The sequence below is a fragment of the Streptococcus sp. CCH5-D3 genome (assembly GCF_001556435.1).
In the GTDB taxonomy this organism is placed as follows: domain Bacteria; phylum Bacillota; class Bacilli; order Lactobacillales; family Streptococcaceae; genus Streptococcus.
Map to the genome: position 1 here is coordinate 25,372 of NZ_LSIW01000060.1, position 19,739 is coordinate 45,110.

20 protein-coding genes are annotated in these 19,739 nt (G+C 41.0%); 2 read left to right on the plus strand and 18 right to left on the minus strand.

Features of this window, described 5'->3' with window-relative positions; genetic code table 11:
- Window positions 1-33 precede the first annotated feature (33 nt).
- Both AX662_RS03810 and AX662_RS03815 read right to left on the minus strand, forming a co-directional pair.
- Window positions 34-978, minus strand: a complete 945-nt coding sequence (locus tag AX662_RS03810; RefSeq protein ID WP_060971659.1) for a serine hydrolase domain-containing protein — start codon at window positions 976-978, stop codon at window positions 34-36.
- Window positions 978-1,733, minus strand: coding sequence for a CppA family protein (locus tag AX662_RS03815; protein ID WP_060971660.1), 756 nt, complete (start codon window positions 1,731-1,733; stop codon window positions 978-980). Before AX662_RS03815 ends, AX662_RS03810 begins: the two co-directional genes overlap by 1 nt.
- A gap of 266 nt (window positions 1,734-1,999) precedes the next feature.
- On the opposite strand from AX662_RS03815, the gene AX662_RS10315 reads away from it, so the two are divergent.
- Window positions 2,000-2,578 (plus strand): CPBP family intramembrane glutamic endopeptidase, encoded by a 579-nt coding sequence (locus AX662_RS10315; protein ID WP_229040622.1) that lies wholly within the window; start codon window positions 2,000-2,002, stop codon window positions 2,576-2,578.
- A gap of 90 nt (window positions 2,579-2,668) precedes the next feature.
- On the opposite strand, the gene gla is transcribed toward AX662_RS10315, so the two are convergent.
- Window positions 2,669-3,535 (minus strand): aquaglyceroporin Gla, encoded by an 867-nt coding sequence (gene gla / locus AX662_RS03825; protein ID WP_060971661.1) that lies wholly within the window; start codon window positions 3,533-3,535, stop codon window positions 2,669-2,671.
- Between the two features lie 120 nt (window positions 3,536-3,655).
- Here gla and AX662_RS03830 point away from each other — a divergent pair, with 120 nt between their 5' ends.
- Window positions 3,656-5,923, plus strand: coding sequence for a Xaa-Pro dipeptidyl-peptidase (locus AX662_RS03830; RefSeq protein ID WP_060971662.1), 2,268 nt, complete (start codon window positions 3,656-3,658; stop codon window positions 5,921-5,923).
- A gap of 78 nt (window positions 5,924-6,001) precedes the next feature.
- Here AX662_RS03830 and AX662_RS03835 read toward each other — a convergent pair whose 3' ends face one another.
- The 15 genes from AX662_RS03835 to mraY form a co-directional block, all read right to left on the minus strand.
- Window positions 6,002-6,382 (minus strand): hypothetical protein, encoded by a 381-nt coding sequence (locus AX662_RS03835; RefSeq protein WP_060971663.1) that lies wholly within the window; start codon window positions 6,380-6,382, stop codon window positions 6,002-6,004.
- A gap of 123 nt (window positions 6,383-6,505) precedes the next feature.
- The gene (locus tag AX662_RS03840) at window positions 6,506-6,922 is read right to left on the minus strand and encodes a hypothetical protein (protein WP_060971664.1); all 417 of its coding nucleotides are present in this window, start codon (window positions 6,920-6,922) and stop codon (window positions 6,506-6,508) included.
- 606 nt (window positions 6,923-7,528) lie between these two features.
- The gene (locus tag AX662_RS10710) at window positions 7,529-7,696 is read right to left on the minus strand and encodes a hypothetical protein (protein ID WP_048674846.1); all 168 of its coding nucleotides are present in this window, start codon (window positions 7,694-7,696) and stop codon (window positions 7,529-7,531) included.
- A 283-nt stretch (window positions 7,697-7,979) separates the two neighbouring features.
- Window positions 7,980-8,381: a hypothetical protein gene (locus AX662_RS11095; RefSeq protein WP_048674851.1), complete on the minus strand. Its 402-nt coding sequence runs from the start codon at window positions 8,379-8,381 to the stop codon at window positions 7,980-7,982.
- A 282-nt stretch (window positions 8,382-8,663) separates the two neighbouring features.
- Window positions 8,664-8,828: a class IIb bacteriocin, lactobin A/cerein 7B family gene (locus AX662_RS03850; RefSeq protein ID WP_225791565.1), complete on the minus strand. Its 165-nt coding sequence runs from the start codon at window positions 8,826-8,828 to the stop codon at window positions 8,664-8,666.
- 36 nt (window positions 8,829-8,864) lie between these two features.
- Window positions 8,865-9,098 (minus strand): Blp family class II bacteriocin, encoded by a 234-nt coding sequence (locus tag AX662_RS03855; RefSeq protein WP_048674859.1) that lies wholly within the window; start codon window positions 9,096-9,098, stop codon window positions 8,865-8,867.
- A gap of 159 nt (window positions 9,099-9,257) precedes the next feature.
- Window positions 9,258-11,006: an ABC transporter ATP-binding protein gene (locus tag AX662_RS03860; RefSeq protein ID WP_411198083.1), complete on the minus strand. Its 1,749-nt coding sequence runs from the start codon at window positions 11,004-11,006 to the stop codon at window positions 9,258-9,260.
- Window positions 10,996-12,756 carry an ABC transporter ATP-binding protein gene (locus AX662_RS03865; RefSeq protein WP_060971665.1) on the minus strand — a complete coding sequence of 587 codons (1,761 nt, stop codon included), beginning with the start codon at window positions 12,754-12,756 and terminating at the stop codon, window positions 10,996-10,998. Before AX662_RS03865 ends, AX662_RS03860 begins: the two co-directional genes overlap by 11 nt.
- Window positions 12,757-12,819: 63 nt before the next feature.
- On the minus strand, window positions 12,820-13,215 hold the full coding sequence (locus tag AX662_RS03870) for a hypothetical protein (protein WP_014634994.1): 396 nt from the start codon (window positions 13,213-13,215) through the stop codon (window positions 12,820-12,822).
- Between the two features lie 153 nt (window positions 13,216-13,368).
- Window positions 13,369-13,896 (minus strand): VanZ family protein, encoded by a 528-nt coding sequence (locus AX662_RS03875; RefSeq protein WP_014634995.1) that lies wholly within the window; start codon window positions 13,894-13,896, stop codon window positions 13,369-13,371.
- Window position 13,897: 1 nt separating this feature from the next.
- Window positions 13,898-15,007, minus strand: coding sequence for a 23S rRNA (adenine(2503)-C(2))-methyltransferase RlmN (rlmN, locus tag AX662_RS03880; RefSeq protein WP_096832658.1), 1,110 nt, complete (start codon window positions 15,005-15,007; stop codon window positions 13,898-13,900).
- Between the two features lie 63 nt (window positions 15,008-15,070).
- Window positions 15,071-15,793: a YutD family protein gene (locus AX662_RS03885; RefSeq protein ID WP_048674861.1), complete on the minus strand. Its 723-nt coding sequence runs from the start codon at window positions 15,791-15,793 to the stop codon at window positions 15,071-15,073.
- A 54-nt stretch (window positions 15,794-15,847) separates the two neighbouring features.
- The gene (locus AX662_RS03890) at window positions 15,848-17,203 is read right to left on the minus strand and encodes a bifunctional metallophosphatase/5'-nucleotidase (RefSeq protein ID WP_048674863.1); all 1,356 of its coding nucleotides are present in this window, start codon (window positions 17,201-17,203) and stop codon (window positions 15,848-15,850) included.
- Window positions 17,204-17,298: 95 nt separating this feature from the next.
- Window positions 17,299-18,642, minus strand: a complete 1,344-nt coding sequence (locus AX662_RS03895) for a DEAD/DEAH box helicase (RefSeq protein ID WP_060971666.1) — start codon at window positions 18,640-18,642, stop codon at window positions 17,299-17,301.
- 73 nt (window positions 18,643-18,715) lie between these two features.
- On the minus strand, window positions 18,716-19,738 hold the full coding sequence (gene mraY / locus AX662_RS03900) for a phospho-N-acetylmuramoyl-pentapeptide-transferase (protein ID WP_002891748.1): 1,023 nt from the start codon (window positions 19,736-19,738) through the stop codon (window positions 18,716-18,718).
- Window position 19,739: the final 1 nt, after the last annotated feature.

The window sequence follows — 19,739 nt, forward strand, 5'->3', positions numbered from 1 at the left end:
TCTAGAGGATTAAAAGATGCCCCTCTTCTATTTTTATTTGTCAGAATGTACCAACTCCTCCTTCATTATTTCAATCAAAGCGTCTCTATCCTTAATCCATTGAGCTCTCTCATCCTTGTAGTAAGTACGATTACTTAGGAAAATCGCCGCACGTTGAGCTGGGATATTAATAAGCACAAAGGTACCTGTATAACCAGTATGAAGAATCCAATCCCCTTGGAGGTCCCAAGCAACACTACGTTCCTTATTGGATTGACTGATATTCTGCGTCATATTTTTAGCAAAATCATCCGTCAAATAATGGTTAACAAAGATTTCCAAGTCCTTTAGGGTTGAAAAGAGACCTGCTGACCCTGTGTGCTCTTTGAGAACTCGAGCCTTGGGATCATGAACAGTTCCGCCTGGAATGTCCTTAACAGTTGGAACAGCAAGATCAACTGGCCCAAACTGCGTTTCAGACATTCCAAACGGTTGGAAAATTTCGGAGTCAAAGAGCTTATCCAGTGTTTGTCCTGAGACTTTCTCAAGCATCAAACCTAGGAGAATAAAATTAATATCTGTATACAAGAAAGGTTTATCAGCCTTAACTTTGATAGCATTAATAGCAGCAATCAAGCCAGCTTGGTCTAAGTCATCACGATTTGGAATAAAAGGATCAATTCCGCTACTGTGAGAAAGAAGCTGACGAAGGGTCAGCGTCTTATCCACCACTTCAGGATAATAGGTCGATAGTTTCTCATCCAAGTCCAATTTTCCCGCTTGTAAGTAGAATAGACAGAGAGTCCCAACTCCTACTACCTTGGAAACACTAGCTAGATCATAGGTCAGTCCTGGAACTACCGGATGATTTCCATCCTGAGTTCCTAGATAATGCTCCTGCCAATCTTGTCCGTCATAAAGTGCAAGGCTGGCACCTGGAAAGATGTCAGCCTTGATGTAGTCTGTAATTGTTGACAATGTTTGTTGAAAATTAGTCATTACTTTGTAAACCAAACCTCAATATTACTCATGTCAGTGAGTGCGAGCAAGTTCCCTTTGCTGTCTAGGTAACTAGAGAACTGTTCTTTTTCAAGTTTATCATGCAAGGCAACCAAGTTATAGTCTTCTGCTACCTTAAACTCTAGAATTTCCAAATCCCAAGTCTGGTCTGGACTCACTTGGAGGTCAGGACCTTCTGCTTTTTCAAAATGGATAGACAAAGGCAATTCTTCGCCAAAAAGATTATCGTAGAAGAAAGCTGCTTGGGCTGTATCAACAACGTTCAAGGTCAAAGACTCAACCGTAAAGTCTGATACTCCTTTGAAGTCTTCTTTTTCTTCAACATCTGCGTATTCAACTGTCTTGAGAGTAGATAAGTCATCTTCAGCATGCATCAAAATAAGACCATTCTCAGGTGAGATTGTTTCAAAGGCATAGCCCTTTTCCCCTTGGAAAATAGCCTTGGCTTGGTGATCATCACGCGCCAAAAGGTATTCAATCTCAAGTGGATTTGAAACTTTAATGACCACTTTATTAATTTTCTTAGGACCTTCAACAGCGCGACAACGATAAGCTGGTGACTCCTCAATCACAAAAAGTGAGTTACGGTCTGCCCAATCTGTGAAGACCGCAAGGGCATTTTCCTCAGTCAAAAGCTTAAATCCTAATGTATTTTGGTAAAAATCAATATTTTCTTGTCTGTTATTTACACGAAAAATTGGTGTATGAAACTTAAAATTCCCTGATTGCGTCATGACAACCTCCATTCTTCTCTATTTTATCCGAAAAGAGCCTGTGTGACAAGGATTTTCCTAAGAAAAAACAGGATTGTAATTTTTTCACTTTATTTCACACAAATTATGAAAGTCATTACATTATCTTCACTTTTGGGCTAGCATTTCCCTCATTTTAGAGTATAATAGAGTCTATGAAAACTCTTGTCAATAATCTGGCATTTAGACATGCCTATCAGGGATTTTTTTTACTGCTGATGATAGCTATCCCAAACATCACCTTAGGTATGACAACCTTATATAACAATCAGACTGGGTTGACCTTCACTAGCCTTGAAAGCTGGGGGATTATCGCTGTCAACCTCATTATTTTTTATATTAGCTATCTTTGGGCTAAAAGCGAAAGATTGATTCACAGCTTTAGCTTAAATCGAAAGGACATCAAAGCCATTATCTGGGGCTTTGTCATTATCTTCTTGATGGGACTCATCGGAAGTAACCTCATGTTACTGACCCATACCAACTACCATGCAGAACTTCAAAAGACGCTCACAACAATTCCTATCCTACCTGTAGCGATTGGTCTGATGACTACAGCCTTCCTACAAGAACTGCTCTTTCGTAAGTGGATTTTCACTTGGTTATCGCCTTATTCGACAGTAGCTGTTTTAGTGAGCTCTGGTCTCTTTTGTCTCTTCCACATGCCTACTAATCTTGCCCACCTCCTCCTTTATATCGGAATGGGTTTGGCCCTCTCTATGGTCTACCAAAAAAGAGAGAACTTATCTACAAGTATCACACTTCATGTTTTGTGGAACCTTTACACCTTATGTGCTACAATTCTGGTTATGACTACTCCTATGTAACTGAGAATGCTTTCTCAGTTTTTTTGTTACTCTCAAAATTTTAAGGCATAAAAAAATCTGAAGCTTGAACTTCAGATTTTTTTGTATTGATTAAAGGTAGATGGCTTTGAACAAGTATACAGCCAAAACTCCTGCAAGGATTGGAGCCACAACTGGGACCCATGAATACCACCATTTAGAATCACCTTTGTGCTCACCAAGAACTGATGTTGGCAAGATGTGGTGAAGAAGACGTGGCATCAAGTCACGGGCTGGGTTAAGGGCTGGTCCTGTAGGTCCACCAAATGAGAGAACCAAGGCACAAACCAAGAAACCAACACCGATGTGAGCTACAGCAAGAGATCCATTCGCCATTTGGCCTGTTACAGCTTCTTTATCATACCCATATTGGACTGCTTGTGAGACCAATTTGTGACCAAAGTAGTTATTAGTCAAGGCAAGAGCACCAAAGAAGAGAAGGAATGAACCTGCAAACTCGTTGGCAAAACCGTTAGCCCATGCACGATTACGATTTTCTGGAGTGTCGTCATGATCGTCAACTGCTGAAATCGTTGAGAAAGTACCAAGAATATTGTTTGGATTCTCAGTTTGTACATAGTAAGGTTGGTGAACCCAAACCACGATAGCTTGACCTACAAAGGCACCAAGAAGTTGTGCAATAAGGTATCCAGGAACACCTACCCATGAGAACAAGCCAGATGCAGCAAGTCCAAGTGTGAAGGCAGGGTTGATGTGGTTACCAGAAACATCACCAAACATAAGGGCTGGCATCATAACACCAAAACCATAACCAAAGGCGATTACAATCCAACCAGATTTGTTACCTTTTGTTCCCTTAAGCTCAACGTTGGCAACGGCACCATTACCAAGGGCTACAAGAAAAGCAGTCGCGATAAACTCAGTGAGGTATTTCAAGACCCATTCACTGCTGAGCGCTTCTTTTAGAAAATCATTCATTTGTCTCTTTATTTCCTTTCGATTTTACAATAATTTAGACATCTATCATTTTATCAAGTATAATGTCTGATGTAAAGATATTTCTGAAATGTTTACGTATTCTTTTTGAGGTTTTTAAATATGAAATTTAACCAGTTTAGTTACATCCCTGTTAGTCCTGAAATGGCTTGTCAGGAACTCCGTTCTTTGGGCTTTGAAGTCTCTCTAGATGCCAGTGTCAAAGCCAATTTTGAGGCTTTTGTTCGCAAGCACTTCCTTTTCTTCGAAGATACTGATTTGGCTTTGAAAAATTGGATTGCTGATACAGAGACTGATCTCCTAACCTTCTTCCAATCAGACCGTCCTTTGACTGCTGAAGTCTTTGGTTTGGTAGCTCTTCAAATGCTAGGATTTGTCCCTAATGTAGACTTTACAGATAGTGTTGCTTTCCTAGAGGAAATGGCTTTCCCAATTACTTTTGATGGTAGCCTTAATAACCTCCATCAATTGCTAGCAACACGCACACAGTCTGGCAATACCTTAATTGATCAGTTAGTAGCTCAGGATTTGATTCCTGTAAGTAATAACTACATCTTCTTTAATGGTAAGAGCTTGGCAACATTTGACACTAATCAGCTTCACCGTGAGGTGGTTTATGTTGAAACACCTGTAGATACCGATAAAGATGGCCAGTTAGACTTGGTCAAAGTGACTATCTTACGTCCTAATGTGGACTTCCCAGTTCCAGCCATGATGACCGCAAGCCCTTATCAACAAGGGACTAATGAGCCTGCTTCAGATAAGCTTACCCACAAGATGGAAGGTGATTTACTCGTCAAACCAGCAGGTGAAATCTCCCTTAGCCAACCAGAAATCAAGGCCCCAGAGGTAGACCTTACGCCTATCAATCCTGTCACGAAGGCTCAGGAGCGTTTTGCTCACACAGATACCTACACGCTTAACGATTACATGTTGGCTCGTGGTGTGGCTTCTATCTATGTATCAGGTGTCGGTACCTTCAATTCTGAAGGCTTCATGACCTCTGGAGACTATCAGCAAGTTCTGGCCTATAAAGCTGTCATTGACTGGCTCAATGGTCGTGCACGCGCCTTTACTAGCCGTAGCAGACAGCATACCATCACTGCAGATTGGGCATCTGGTAAGGTGACTACTACCGGACTTTCATACTTAGGTACCATGTCCAACGCCCTTGCTACAACTAGTGTCGACGGTTTGGAGATGGTCATCGCTGAAGCAGGTATTTCTTCTTGGTACGACTACTATCGTGAAAATGGACTCCTCGTCAGTCCTGGAGGATACCCTGGTGAAGATCTCGACACCTTGACTGAATTTACCTATTCTCGTGCCCTATTAGCTGGAGAATACTTACGCCACCAAAAAGACTACCAAGCCTACCTCAAAGAGCTAAGCACAGCCATTGATCGTAAGCATGGGGACTATAGCCAATTCTGGCATGACCGTAACTATGTGCAGTTCGCAGATCGTGTTAAAGCCACTGTTGTCTTTACACATGGTAGCCAAGACTGGAATGTCAAACCGATTAACGTCTATCAAATGTTCAATGCTCTTCCTGACACTCTTGAAAAACACCTCTTCTTCCACAATGGTGCCCACGTTTACATGAATGCTTGGCAGTCTATTGACTTCCGAGAAAGCATGAACGCCTTGATTTGTCAGAAACTCCTTGGTTTGGAGAATGGCTACACACTGCCTACTCTTATCTGGCAAAACAACCAGTCTGAACAGACCTGGGAAGTCCTCGATAACTTTGGACACAACAATGGTAAAAATATTCAACTTGGTGAAGCTGAAGCTAGCATCGCTAACCATTATGAAGAGGAAACCTTCACCAAATATGGTAAAGCTTACCAAAGCTTCAAGGATGACCTCTTTGCAGACAAAGCCAATGCCATTACCTTGGACTTTGAACTGGACCAAGACATCCAGATTAATGGTCGTGTCCACCTAGAGCTCAAGGTTAAGTCTAGCACAAACCGTGGTCTCATTTCGGCCCAAGTTCTAGAAATGGGTGACAAGAAGTATCTCGCACCTATTCCCGCACTCAAACGCATGAATTTAGATAACGGCCGTCTCTTCAAGGAAGAAGCTTTACGTGAATTGCCATTCAAGCAGGAAAAATACCGTGTCATTACCAAAGGACACCTTAACCTGCAAAATCGCAAAGATCTCCTTAGCGTTGAGAATGTCAGTCCAAATGAATGGATGACTATCGGTTTGGATTTGCAACCAACCATCTACAAACTCAACAAGGGCGACAAACTCCGACTTGTTCTCTATACCACAGACTTTGAGCACACCATTCGTGACAATAGTGACTACGAATTAACTGTGGACCTAAGCCAAAGTCAGATGACATTGCCTTATTAGTCTTTATCGCAAAAATCCCATAGGATGAGAACTCCCATGGGATTTTTTTATTGTGTGGAAATAAACAAGATTTAGTCTTCAATTTTTACGATTCATTTTAATGTTATTTAAACAAATGATGTAGCCAAGACAGTGGAACAACACAAAGATATGCCAGTAAAAATAAAGCATAAAGCTATCAGATTTAGTCAGCGTATAAAAAAGTAAAATGGCAACTAACAAAATGGAGAGCCACAGCGTCTTCTTAAAGAATAAAAAGTATTGATGCCATATCTCTTTATCGCCCAAAGTAACTTTAGATTTTTTGATTAGGAAAAGATGCATCAAAATCTCTGCTAGACTGCTAAGTACTGTTAAAACCGGAATCTTACTTAGAGGAATACCTAAAAAGAATCCCATCCACTCAATAAGCAATTGGGACAAAACAATGGCCGTAATGGCACGTAGATTTTTTGACATAAAACTTAAACCTCACAGTTCTCTCAAACAGAAAGTTTTCACAACACCTAGAAAGTTACCAAAGCATAGATAAGAACTTACAGCATCGCAATTTTTATAGGCGTGTCTATCATAAACTGAATTCTAGCCTCGTTCACTTTGTTTAATGATTTTAAGCACTCTAGGTGTCAGAAAAGCTAGTAAACAAATATCCAAAACAATCACAACAATAATGATTAGGCGCCATTCAGCATCCCTCACCATCAGCAAACGATAAACACCAGCTAAAATAATAGCAGAATGTGCCAAGCCCATACCAGCGTAAATTTGTTTAGGAGTAAACTGTCGTTCCTCAAGTGGACGACGGTCAAGCTCTCGCTTAAGCAACTGTGGTAACACGAGTAAAAAGATTGATAGCAATGCCAAAGGTAGCCAAATCCAGATTGGATGCTGATTAGATAGGGCATTTAAAGCTATATTCCCAATGACTACTCCTAGGATTGCTGATAGGACACGTAACGAACGTAACACAGCAGAACTAAATTTTTGTAATATCACCATTTTAACTCCTTTTTTACTAGGACTATTTAAACAAATTATAAGGTATTATCATAGAAATGATTGGCTATTATTTCTGAATCTAGAATAGCTAAAACCTCGTAAATATCACATTAATCGTGACAGATTAGAGTAACGACATCACTTCTCATTTCTACAAATCAGCTGACTAAGATCATCAGAGAGCGATGAAGAAACATAAAGTGACAAGGTATAAAATAAAAATGTTCTTTCTTGATGCCAGAAAAATGTTATCACACATTGAATACAGACAGCCAAAATAACTTGCACGATAAATTTAATATATTTTCTAGAAATAACAAATTGTTCCAATAGTAATCCTCCTTTCATGACATTTTTTGAAGACCCAGACCCTGCAAGTTTTGTCTATACGATAGAAGAATATCCTTCAAACATTGGAAATTCACTCTAATTTTCACATGTTTCATTAATCACTTTCTTATTATAACACTTTTATGCAACGTAAATTGAATAATGTCACAAACGGTTACTATATTTTCTGAATGGTGGGGTTAGAGTGAGCTTTAGAGTCTTTTCCTCTCAAGATAGTGACAAAACACAAGTAATCGGATTATCTAGGACTCAACATTATTTCTTAAATTGTGTCCATTTTTTAAAAAGCAGACTATAAAGAAGCAAGGTTAGCCCCAACAAGTTAATGGTATGGTGGACTGCATCCAAACTTCTAAATAGATTAGCGAGGCCCATTCCGATGAGAATGGTAGCCAGTAAATACGGTTTTGAGTTTTTGAACATACTTTTCTCCTTAAAGTGTTTTTAGCTTTCTGTGCAAAGCTATGATTTTTATTATAGATTGGAAGCCGATAAAAAAGTAGTGACATAAATGTCACTACTTGTCTGACCTTATATCCTTGATAATCGTACACATAAGAAAGAGAAAAAGACATAACCCAATAATATTTAGGCATTGAAGTCCAAAATTCAGTTTTTCTCCCAAGTTATGTAAGGCAACAAGGATGAAGCCCATAGACATCATTAGAGATACTAGGTGTTTTTTAGTCATGATTATAGATACCTTTTATCTTTTAAAATATTTTTTGACTTGCAAATAAGCTAGAAAATCACAGAGGATTAACAAAAGCATTAATACGGCTAGTACTATACGGTCTGTGGTATCACTGAATGTAAGTAATGTGTAAAACTCTACACAAAGCACTAGAAATGAGATGACCAGAAAGACAATGAAGGACTGCCGTATTGTTAACGGATTCACTGAATCTGGACGCTTCTTAAGAATATGGTAGAGCAGCCCATTTACAAAAATGACTACTAAAGCTAGTGCTCCGACTGCTAACCAAATCTCTGGAGAGGTCTTGCTTTTGTAGAGAGAAATACTGGTACTTATAAGGAAAACTGCCAGTACAGCAGTGACGACCCTAGAAAATCGCAATACTCTCGAACTAACATTCTTTAACTTCATGATAAAACACCTAAATTATGAATAACCTCAGTCAGTCTTGTAAACTGAATAAGCTATTACATTAAACTCTATTCCTTTCTGTATTTTTTTATACTGCTGTAAGATCTCAAAAAAGACCTTAGCGATTACATTCTACTGGAGATGTAATACAGTAGCGTCATTAGTACTGATACTTTAAATAGGCGAATATACATATCTTTGTTTTTTCTATTACTAAGATATGCAATCAAATATAATATAATCTCCGCTATTATCAGCAAGAATAATTTTACTTCGGGAACATCAAAAATAAGCATTTGCAAGCCCCGAAGTAGCACATATCATAGTATAACCCCCTGCGGAAACAGGTCCTGCTGCCCATGCCATGAGCATACCACCTAGACAGCCACCAATTACTGCTCCAACTTTCCCACCACCAGAAATAATTTCTAGCTCAGCATCGCACATCTTATTATACTTAGTCACATTCATTTTTTAACCTCTCTAAAAGCTCGCTCCGATACATGCTAGCCCACCAGCAACTGCTCCAACATGTGCTCCTACAAATGCTCCTGGAAATGCTGTAACACCAAATGCTGCCATACCACCTGTAAATCCAGCACCTGCGCCAGTTAAAGCTCCTCCAAAGATTAAATCTTTACATCTATTTCCACCTTCAACGTTTGCAAGTGCCTCGAGATCGAGTGTTTCAAAATTGTTCATTGTTTGTGTTGTCATTCTAACAACCTCCTAAAATATTATTTTTTAGCTTTTTCTCTTAAGCTATGGTTTTATTATAGGTTGCAAGCCAACAAAAAAGTAGTGACATGTATGTCACCACTCGATTTTGATTTTTAAGAAATCTTTTCGAATATAGAATCTATGGTCTAGATTAGCTTACTCTCCTTCCATTGCACCTGCTTGTAGGCTGTACATCTTGTGGTAGGTGCCGCCGAGGGCTAGGAGCTCCTCATGGCTACCGTGTTCGATGATGCGGCCCTTGTCTAAGACATAGATGCAGTTGGCATCTTGGATTGTCGATAGGCGGTGGGCAATGGCAATGGTTGTGCGTCCTTGACGCATTTTTGCTAGAGAATTTTGGACAATAGCCTCTGTCTCCGAATCAATATTGGCTGTCGCTTCATCCAGAATCAAAATCTTAGGCTGGCTAGCAACGGTCCTAGCAAAGGCTAGAAGTTGGCGTTGGCCAGTTGAAAAACTTGAACCTCGTTCAGAAACTGGAGCATCGTAGCCTTCTGGAAGTTTGTCGATAAAATGATTGGCATCCACAAACTCAGCGGCTGCTTTAATCTCTTCATCAGTTAAATCCTGATACATGGCAATATTGGATTTAACCGTGCCATGATAGAGAAAGGGTTCCTGAAGAACAAGACCAATGTTCTTACGCAGCTCTGCCTGACTATAATCGCGAATATCCACACCGTCAAGAAGAACTCGGCCTGATTGGAACTCATAGAAACGCATAAACACGTTGATATTAGAGGATTTCCCGGAACCTGTAGAACCGACAAAAGCGATGGTTTCTCCTTTATTGACAGAGAAGGAAATATTATCCAAAATCTGGTGCTTGCCATCATAGGAGAAGGAGACATTTTCAAAGCGAATATTCCCCTCGATAACCTTGGCATCTGTGTCTCTCTGCTCAGGTTCATAGGTGCGCTCGTCAATCAAGGCGAAGACCCGACCTGCTGAGACCATCGAGGTTTGCAAGGTTGAAAAGTTTTGCGTCACTTCAATCAAGGGGTCAAAGAGACGGTTAATGTACTGGATAAAGGCATACATGATCCCCGCTGTGATACCCAGATAGATGCCACGATAGCCAAAATAAGCCATGAGAACAGCATAGCCTAGGAGCTTCAGTAAGCTCATAGCTGGGCGTAGAAAGAGAGAATCTAGTGACATGGAACGGCTAGCATAAATCAGGTGTTCCTCATTAATGGCATCAAACTCTTTTTTGAGACGTTTCTCTTGGTTAAAGGCCTTAATAATTCGAATCCCTTCGATACTCTCTGACAGTTTGGCATTTATATCTGAAAGCAAGGCTCTGGTCTTTTCAATGATAACCACTGATTTTTTGCGGTAAAGGTTAACCAAAAGGACAATCAGAGGAAGAAAGAGCACAATAAGCCCGGTTAGACGAATGTCCAACATCATCATAGTGTAAAGGGTGGTAACAAAGATAAAGATAGCCGAAATAAAGCTAGACAGAATCCCTGAGAACATCTCACTAATAGTCTCTGTATCATTGGTCAAGCGAGAAACGATAGAGCCTGCTGGAGTTTTGTCAAAGTAAGACATGCCTAGTTTCTCCATATTGGCAAAGGCATCTCGGCGAATATCCCTGACAATGCTGTAGGACACACGCGCAAAAAAGAGATTTCCCAAATACTGAACTAGTGTCTGCAAAAGATAAAGACCATAGTAACCAATCAGAATTAAACTTGCCGCCTGATTCATATCATGAAGATAGTGGTCAATAAAATAAGAGGCCACAAGGGGAATAATACTCTTGATAACCGTTGTGGACAAGAGGAAGGCTAAAGCTAGAAAGGTCAAGAATTTGTAAGGCTTGAGATAGGTCAAGAGACGCTTAAACACAGACCATTGGTTTTGATTAGGCATCATCTTCTTCTCCTCCTTCCATTTCTAACTGTTGAGACTCATAGGTCTTGGCATACCAACCACCCTTAGCTAGCAAATCCTCATGACGGCCACGTTCAATGATACGACCATCCTGCATGACTAAGATAAGGTCAGCGTGCACCACCGCACTCAGACGATGGGCGGTAATGATAGTTGTCTTGTCCTTGCGGGTATGTTTGAGATTGTCAATAATAGCATATTCTGTCTTGGCATCAACCGCAGATAGGGAGTCGTCCAAAATCAAAATATCTGGATCCAAAATCATGGCCCGACTCATGGCCAGACGTTGTTTTTGACCGCCTGATAGGCTGACACCCTTTTCACCAATGATTGTTTCAAAGCCTTCAGGCATATCCTTGATGTCATCATAAACTTGAGCTAACTTAGTCGCTTCTTCTACCTTGTCAAAGGAGAGATCCGGATTACCAAAGCAGATATTGTCTAAAATGGAGCTGGCAAAGAGAAACTGGTCTTGAGGAACATAGCCCATCAAGCTACGCAAGTCTGATAGGCGATAATCTCGGATGTTATGACCATTCAAATAGATGGCTCCTTGATTAACATCGTGCTCCCGCAAGAGCAACTTGACAAGGGCCGTCTTTCCTGAGCCAGTCTGTCCAACCAAACCAAGGGTTTGCCCCTTGTCCAAGGTGAAATGAATATCTCTCAAAGTATCCTCATCCTCAAAGGCAAAGCGGTCAATCGCATATTCTAAGCGACCATTTTCAATACTTGGGAGAGGGTGCGCAGGATCTTGAACATCTGATTCCTGCTCCAGAAGATTTTCAATACGTTGGTAGGACACATTTCCTCTCTGTGTGATATTAAAGAGGAAGCCAATGGCCATTAGAGGCCAAACCAGCATGTCCAAATAGGTAATGAAGGTTACCAAATTTCCGACCGTTATCTGACCAGCCTGAATCATAAAGGCACCGACAAGAAGGGTCAAAACATAGGATGAGCCAACAAAGAGTAAGACCAAAGGATCAAAAAGGCTATCATACTTCATGGTATGCATATTCTTTTTAAAGGTCATCTTATTGGTCTCTTGGAAGGACTGAAGCTCAGCCTCCTGATAGCCAAAAGACTTGGTTACCTTGATACCTGATACCGACTCTTGGACCTTATTATTAAGTTCTGAAAAGGCTGCCTGGGATTCTCCAAAAGCTTTATGGGTCTTGCGTCCTAAACGACTTGTCGCAAAAGCCATGAAGGGGAGGGGTAAGACAGCCACCAGTGTCATCTGCCAGGAAATGCTGAAAAACATGGTGATTAGGGTTACCAAGGCTGTGATAGAGGCATCCACGGCTGACATGACGCCCCCGCCAGCCAAGCGGGTTAAAGAGTTGATATCATTGGTTGCATGGGCCATGAGGTCCCCAGTTCGGTACTTTTGATAAAAAGAAGGCGACATCTTAGTAAAATGCTCAAAAAGGCGTGAACGCATAATCTGGCCTAAGCGATAAGAAGTCGCCAAGATATACATGCGCCAAACATAGCGCAAATAGTACATCCCCAGAGCTGCCAAAAGCAAATATACGAGATTCAGAAGCAAGATCTGATTGGTCAATTTTCCCGATGTGATAGCATCAATGACCCGCCCCATAACCATAGGAGGAATCAGATTGAGAACCGAAACCAGACTCAGTGCCAAAATCCCGACAATATACCGGCGTTTTTCTAACTTGAAAAACCACCAAAGTTTTGCAATGATTGATTCTTTAAAAGACAAGTTACTCCTCCTATCCTTACAAATGGTTAATAATAGACCTCGTATAAGTCTCGTATGATAAGGTTACTTCCAATAGCGATAGATTGTGCCATCTTCTAACTGAAAGTGACCAATATAAGATAACTTCCCAAAATCAGTAGACTCTGGCAATTGATAAGCAAAGGAATCAAAATTATAGACCTTGTGCCCATCATCCATAGAGTAGCTATCCTTATCATGGATAACGGATTCATCTTTCTTAGGGTTCCAAATGCGTCTGATTTCATCAGATGTCTTATACTCTCTGACAAAATTGTACAATTCAAAGTTAGTTGCCTCACTGAGATAGCGACCATCGGTGTTGTAGTTAGCTAATTGAGGCTCTCTCTTAGCCTCAGAATAATTCCAAACCTGTCCTCTTTCTCGCATGATATCGGCATCACGGCCACTTTGATAGGTATCTGCCTTAACCATCGTCATTGTTACTCCTAACGTTAATACGGTGACTACTGTCATCATTAAATGTTTCATTATTTCTCCAAACGTGTTTATTCATTTTTCCCTCTTTTGAATGTGTTGTATTTGTATGATAGAAAATAAGTGAAACCTGAGACGCGTAAGCTCCCAGGTTTTTTACTCTTTAAAATGCGTTTGAATCAGTTTCACAAGGAGGCGGTAGGCAGCTAATGCCAGCAAACCTCCTAAAGTATTGGTCCATAAATCATCTAACTCAAAGACACGATTAGCATCAATGAGAAGGTCTAGAATGACTTGTCCAACCTCAATCGTCAAAGACATGACAAAGGTCGCTAAAAGGACCTTTTTCCAAGACCTGAATCTGGGGTACAAGGCTAAAAGCCCTAAAATCAGCGGACTCAGTAAGAAAATGTTGGTCACATTTTGCCCAAGGACAAAGACAATCTCCTTAAGACTATCCAGCTGATAAAAGTTGGTCAAACTATTGAATGGGGTTAATAGGACCACAACACGACCAAAATGTTGAATACCAGGGGTGTCAACACCTTCAACTAGCCCGTACTGGGGTGTCCAACACAGGAGCACTAAACAAAGGAGATAAGTATAGACCAAAACTCGGCTTAGCTTTCTTCCTTTTGGTGTTAGTTCTCCATCCTTATCTACCCAAGTCTTAAGCCGAAACATCTTACTTACCTTCTGATTTACCAGAAGCTTCTGCCACTGCTTTTTGACGGTCGCGTTTCATAGTGTTTGAACGCAATTGTCCACAAGCAGCATCGATATCTGTACCGTGCTCTTGACGAACCACACAGTTAACCCCATTTTTCTTAAGCACATCGTAGAAGGCCGCCACACGTTCTTTAGTTGAACGGCTATATTGATCGTGCTCTGATACTGGGTTATATGGAATCAAGTTGATGTATGACAACTTACGGATTTTCTTAGTCAAATCAGCCAACTCTTGTGCATTTTCAGGATGGTCATTGACCTCATTAAGCATGATATACTCAAAAGTTACACGACGGTTGGTTGTTTGGATGTAATACTCGATAGCTTCAAAGAGTTTTTCAAGTGGGAATGAGCGGTTGATACGCATGATGCTTGAACGAAGGTCATTGTTAGGCGCGTGAAGTGATACGGCAAGGTTAACTTGAACACCTTCGTTAGCAAATTCCTTGATTTTTGGTGCCAAACCAGATGTTGATACGGTAATGTGACGCGCTCCAATGGCAAGACCATTATCATTGTTAATGGTACGCAAGAAACGAAGCACATTGTCATAGTTATCAAATGGCTCACCGATACCCATAACAACCACGTGGCTTACACGTTCACCGTCGCCACGATCGTCAAAGTATTTTTGTACCAACATGATTTGCGCCACAATCTCACCAGCAGTCAAGTCACGTTGTTTCTTAATCAAACCACTGGCACAGAAAGTACAACCGATGTTACATCCAACCTGGGTTGTCACACAGACAGACAAACCATAGTGTTGACGCATCAAAACCGTCTCAATCAACATACCATCTGGCAATTCAAAAAGATATTTAACGGTACCATCTTTAGATTCTTGAACGATACGTTGTTTCAATGGGTTCACACAGAAATTCTCATTCAATTTAGCAATGAAATCCTTAGAAATGTTAGTCATTTCTTCGAAAGATTGCACACGCTTCTTGTAGAGCCAATCCCAAATTTGAGTAGCACGGAATTTCTTTTCACCGTGTTCCATAGCCCAATCAATCAACTCGTCACGAGTAAGACCATAAATAGAAGGTTTGTAGCCTTCCATATCCTCTAACTTCTGACGTTTACGACGTTCTGGTTTTGCTTGTGTTGTTACTTCTGACATAGTTTAATTTCCTTTTTTTCTGATTGTGAAATGCTGACCATCTGACTTGGTCTGGCTTTGTTTCTTCGATGGAGTGTTTTGACCTTTAGAATTTGGAGCTTGCTTCTGACTCTTCTTGAAGTTAGGCTTACGCTCACGACCACCATCCTCAGATCTAGATTTGAACTTAGGACGACGCTTGATTTTCTCAAAGCTTGGACCCTCTTGATCCCTATCTCTTCGTTTGGACTTGTCTGGCTTTTGCTTAGCAGAAGCTTTTTGCCCCTTATTCTTTTGAGAAGCATTGCGCTCTCTAGATTCCTGAGAAGCATTACGACGATTATTAGAACGACGGCGCTTGCGACGAGGTTCTGTCTCCTCTTCAAAGACGATTAATTGCGGCTCTTCATTTTTCAAAATAAAGTAGGCGCAACCAAAGGCACAGTATTCACGCAAATACTCCGACAATCGGCTAATGCGGTCTGTCTTACGCGTATTAGGGCGCTCGTCCTCGTAAAATCCCTTAAGGCGAAGCTGATCATTGGACCAGTCCCCAACGATATAATCATACTTGAGCATGATTTCAGAAAAACGTTGCCCAAAGCGGGTAGCGTCTAAAGCATCCTTGTGATTTTCAAGAACTGTAAACTGACAGGCATCTGATTTCAGAAGATCAGCCACATACACAAAGTCTGGCCCTGGATATTTATTATAATTAAACATTTCTGGCAAGATTTCTTTACGCATGTGCCATCCTTTCTGCTCTCTCTTATTTTCTATCATGATGCTGTAATAAAGTCTCTATATCTTATCCCAATTGGCACCATTTTTTCCTAAATACTTGGCCACAAGTTCCCTTAACAAATCTGGAAAAAGAAGAGTAACTTCCTTTTCCTTAATTGTAGGAAAGTAAGAAGCAAAGTAGTACTGGTCCACAAGGACCAAACTAAACTTCTCATTGGAATCTACAACCCTTCTATTATACAACAAATTACCGTTTTTGTAAGCAAAATTCCCCGTGATTACTTCACCAAATGTCTTCCCTCTAAATCCCATACCTTTAATAGCTTGATTTTTAAGGAGTTCAGCCTTAGTAAAAACTTCCTGACAGATTTCTTTGAGCTCTTGTCCTGTCACGACTAGACGAGCCATCCGCATCTGATGAGGAAGGGCTTCTTGCAGGTCTGCCATGGTCACTTGAGGACCCAAAGTCTTCATGATGAGTCCAGTATTTAAAAGCGTTAATTGGCTATGAGTCTCCTGACAAACAGCCTGCAAAACCAATTGACAGGTCTCATCAAAATCTAGTTCTCGACCTAGATTAGCTACTTTTTTCTGAGCTAAACGACGATGGCCTTCCTCACGCATAGCCTTGATAAAGGCTTCGTCCTCCTTGTCTAAATCCAAGATGTAGGACTTGGTGGGGATAGCCTCAATCTGACACTCTATCAATTGCCCATTTTTCACAGTAAGGTCAATACAGCCAAGATAATAACCATATCTGTCAGCAGCTGCTAAATAGGTTTCATTGACTAATTTGCCCTCTTCAAAAAGGTGATGCGTGTGGCTTCCGATGACAAGATTTACCTGTGGATAAGTCTCTGCAATCTGCTCATCATAACGTACACCTAGGTGGCTAAGAACGACGACTATATCTGCATCCCTTACCTCGGGACGAGCCAAATCCTCTTCCAACCGAGCCATAGGCTCTAACACTTGCCAACCGTTGGGAGCATAGGTGATGTAATATGGGAAGGTATAGGCCAAGAAAGCAATGTTTGTACCTGCTTTAGTTTTGTGGATAAGATAGGGCTTAGCCCATTCAGGTTGTCTCCCCTCATCCTTGAGATTTCCTATGATCGGCTGAAACTTAGCCTGCTCATAAAGACAGTCTAGCTCCTCCTTGGCCAGACCAATCCCCTCATTATTTCCAATAGTCGCATAGTCTATCCCCAACTCATTCATCAGGGCTACATTAAAACGCCCGGCTGTCGCATCAGATAAGGGATGGGACTTATCCACATTGTCCCCAAGATCTACCTTGATCAACTCTCTATCTGTCTGACTCAAATCATCCACAGCTCGCTTGAGTTGTGGATACTGTTCAAAATGAGAGTGTAAATCATTGATATGAAGAATTCGAATCTTGTCTTTCATGACTCCTATTGTAGCACTTTTGCTATAAAAAAACTTGACAATCATTCTGCCAAGTTTTTACATATCTAAATTTTCTTACACCTAGAAGCCAATGCTTAGAAGCTTTGCTTCTTAGCTTTACGCTCAGCACGCCCCTTAGCACGGTTAGCCGCACGACGTTCACGTTTGCGTTTTTCGTCAACCTTCCACTGAATTTTCTTCTTGTAGCCAGGCTTGATTTTTTTCTTTTTCTTCTTAACCAAACCAATCATTTCCGTATCAAGTTTTTGATAGGCTTTTTCACGGTTGGCACGACGGTCACGGTCATAGGTATCTTGAAACTCGCCGTCCTTATAGACTTTCGGCTCAAAGGTAATCCCCATCTTTTCAAGCTCACGAATATCTGAGTCATCACTTGGTTGATAGAGGGTGATGGCTGTTCCTGACAAGCCATTACGTCCAGTACGTCCCACACGGTGAACAAAAAAGGACAAGTCTTGAGGGATGGCGTCATTGATTACATGGCTAACCCCTTCAATGTCAATCCCACGCGCTGCAAGGTCAGTCGCTACTATATACTCAAACTCAAGCTTCTTAACTTGATTCATGATACGTTTACGTTCACGTGGTGGAATACCGCCGTGAATTTTGGCAACCTTAAGACCATTTGACACTAGGTAACTGTGCAAATCGTCAGCACGTTCCTTGGTATTAACGAAAATCATTGCTAGATAAGGCTGCATCCCCTTAAGCATCTCAAGAATCTGTTCATTCTTGTTGCGACCCTTGGTAGATACCAACCAGTTATCAATGGTATCCGCAATAACTGTTGAAGTTTTAATTTGTTCCATGACTGGATTGGTCAAATACTTCTTCAAGAATGGTTGCAATTTTTGAGGAATGGTTGCTGAGAAGACCAAAATTTGAACTTCCTTAGGCAGACTTGCCGCAATCTTGTCTACAGTATCCAAGAATCCCATATCCATGGTCATATCAGCTTCGTCAACAACAAAGGTATGGGCCTTGTGGATAGCCAAGTCCCCAGACTTAACTAGGTCATAAATACGACCTGGTGTCCCGATAACAATATGAGGTTGTGCTACCTTGAGTTTCTCAATCTGACGTTGCTTGTCTGTACCACCCACATAGTTGACCACACGAATTTCAGTCTCAGAGTGTTTGGCAATTTGTTTTGTCGCTTGGTAAATTTGTGTCGCCAATTCACGTGATGGTGCTGTAATAACAACCTGAACATCACCACTCTTTGGATTTAGTTTCTCAAAAATTGGCAAGAGGAAGGTATGTGTCTTCCCTGAACCCGTCTTTGATTCACCAACCAAATCACGACCTGAACGGACTACAGGAATCAATTTCTGTTGAACAGGTGTTGGCTCTTTAAACTTAATCTCGTCAAGAGCCTCCTGAATAAATGTTTTAAAATTAAAATCTTTAAATGACATGCTTAGTTACTTCTTTTCTATCTAGTCTATCCCTATCATTATAACAGAAAAAGAGCATTTCTGCTCTTTTCATTTATTTCATAACGTTTCCAAGAACCATCCAAAGGGTAATGGCACTTGCAAGTGCTCCAACTGTCCAAAGGAAAGCATCAACCTTCCACTCTGACCATTTGTCACCCTTACCTGAAAGACCACCCAACTCGAGGTGATGGTGGAATGGTGTCATACGGAAAATACGACGACCTTCACCATACTTACGCTTAGTGTATTTGAAATAGCTGACCTGTAGCATGACAGAAGCTGTCTCAAAGACATAAACCACACCAATCAAGAGTAGGGTCCACTCTACACGTAGGGCAATAGAGATAACCGCAAGCATAGCTCCAAGTGACAAGGAACCGACATCTCCCATAAAGACCTTGGCTGGCTTGTGGTTAAAGACGAAGAAGCCAAGAAGTGCCCCAATCATAGTGATAATGATAGTCAAGATAGCGAACTCACCCTTGACAAAAGCGATAATTCCATAGGCAATCAAGCTGATAACCACAGAGATAGAAGCTAAACCATCAATACCGTCTGTCAAGTTCACAGCATTTGAGAAACCGACAATCCAGAATAGGACAAAGAGAACATAAAAGACACCGAGATGAATGGTTAATCCACCAATAGCTAGGCTATCTGTCCCACTAGGGAGTACGTGGATAAAGTAGAAAAGCAAACCCGCAATAATCTGCAAGGCCATCTTTTGCCAAGGTTTAAGTCCCTCATTGATTTGACGGAAAATCTTAAGGAAATCATCAAGGAAGCCTATAATTCCATAAATCAAAATTACAAAGAGAATCCCTACTGTAGCACCATAGGCTTGGTGGCCCTCGCTAAAGACGTGGAAGTTAAAAATCAAGCTAACCAAGATAGCAACTACTAGGAAGACTGTCCCTCCCATAGTTGGTGTTCCAGCCTTAGCCAGATGCTGCTTCACATCTTCATGCATTTGTTGGCCACCGATTTTCTTGATTTTGTAGTAAGTAATAAAGTGAGGCATGGCGAGCACCGTCAACACAAAGGCGGCCACGCCTGCTATCAGACTCATAGTCATC

Coding starts and splice junctions, on each gene's coding strand:
- AX662_RS03810 (WP_060971659.1), bottom strand. CDS start 978: ATGACTAATTTTCAACAAACATTGTCAACAATTACAGACTACATCAAG.
- AX662_RS03815 (WP_060971660.1), bottom strand. CDS start 1,733: ATGACGCAATCAGGGAATTTTAAGTTTCATACACCAATTTTTCGTGTA.
- AX662_RS10315 (WP_229040622.1), top strand. CDS start 2,000: ATGACAACCTTATATAACAATCAGACTGGGTTGACCTTCACTAGCCTT.
- gla (WP_060971661.1), bottom strand. CDS start 3,535: ATGAATGATTTTCTAAAAGAAGCGCTCAGCAGTGAATGGGTCTTGAAA.
- AX662_RS03830 (WP_060971662.1), top strand. CDS start 3,656: ATGAAATTTAACCAGTTTAGTTACATCCCTGTTAGTCCTGAAATGGCT.
- AX662_RS03835 (WP_060971663.1), bottom strand. CDS start 6,382: ATGTCAAAAAATCTACGTGCCATTACGGCCATTGTTTTGTCCCAATTG.
- AX662_RS03840 (WP_060971664.1), bottom strand. CDS start 6,922: ATGGTGATATTACAAAAATTTAGTTCTGCTGTGTTACGTTCGTTACGT.
- AX662_RS10710 (WP_048674846.1), bottom strand. CDS start 7,696: ATGTTCAAAAACTCAAAACCGTATTTACTGGCTACCATTCTCATCGGA.
- AX662_RS11095 (WP_048674851.1), bottom strand. CDS start 8,381: ATGAAGTTAAAGAATGTTAGTTCGAGAGTATTGCGATTTTCTAGGGTC.
- AX662_RS03850 (WP_225791565.1), bottom strand. CDS start 8,828: ATGTGCGATGCTGAGCTAGAAATTATTTCTGGTGGTGGGAAAGTTGGA.
- AX662_RS03855 (WP_048674859.1), bottom strand. CDS start 9,098: ATGACAACACAAACAATGAACAATTTTGAAACACTCGATCTCGAGGCA.
- AX662_RS03860 (WP_411198083.1), bottom strand. CDS start 11,006: ATGATGCCTAATCAAAACCAATGGTCTGTGTTTAAGCGTCTCTTGACC.
- AX662_RS03870 (WP_014634994.1), bottom strand. CDS start 13,215: ATGACGATGGTTAAGGCAGATACCTATCAAAGTGGCCGTGATGCCGAT.
- AX662_RS03875 (WP_014634995.1), bottom strand. CDS start 13,896: ATGTTTCGGCTTAAGACTTGGGTAGATAAGGATGGAGAACTAACACCA.
- rlmN (WP_096832658.1), bottom strand. CDS start 15,007: ATGGAAGGCTACAAACCTTCTATTTATGGTCTTACTCGTGACGAGTTG.
- AX662_RS03885 (WP_048674861.1), bottom strand. CDS start 15,793: ATGCGTAAAGAAATCTTGCCAGAAATGTTTAATTATAATAAATATCCA.
- AX662_RS03890 (WP_048674863.1), bottom strand. CDS start 17,203: ATGAAAGACAAGATTCGAATTCTTCATATCAATGATTTACACTCTCAT.
- AX662_RS03895 (WP_060971666.1), bottom strand. CDS start 18,642: ATGTCATTTAAAGATTTTAATTTTAAAACATTTATTCAGGAGGCTCTT.
- mraY (WP_002891748.1), bottom strand. CDS start 19,738: ATGACTATGAGTCTGATAGCAGGCGTGGCCGCCTTTGTGTTGACGGTG.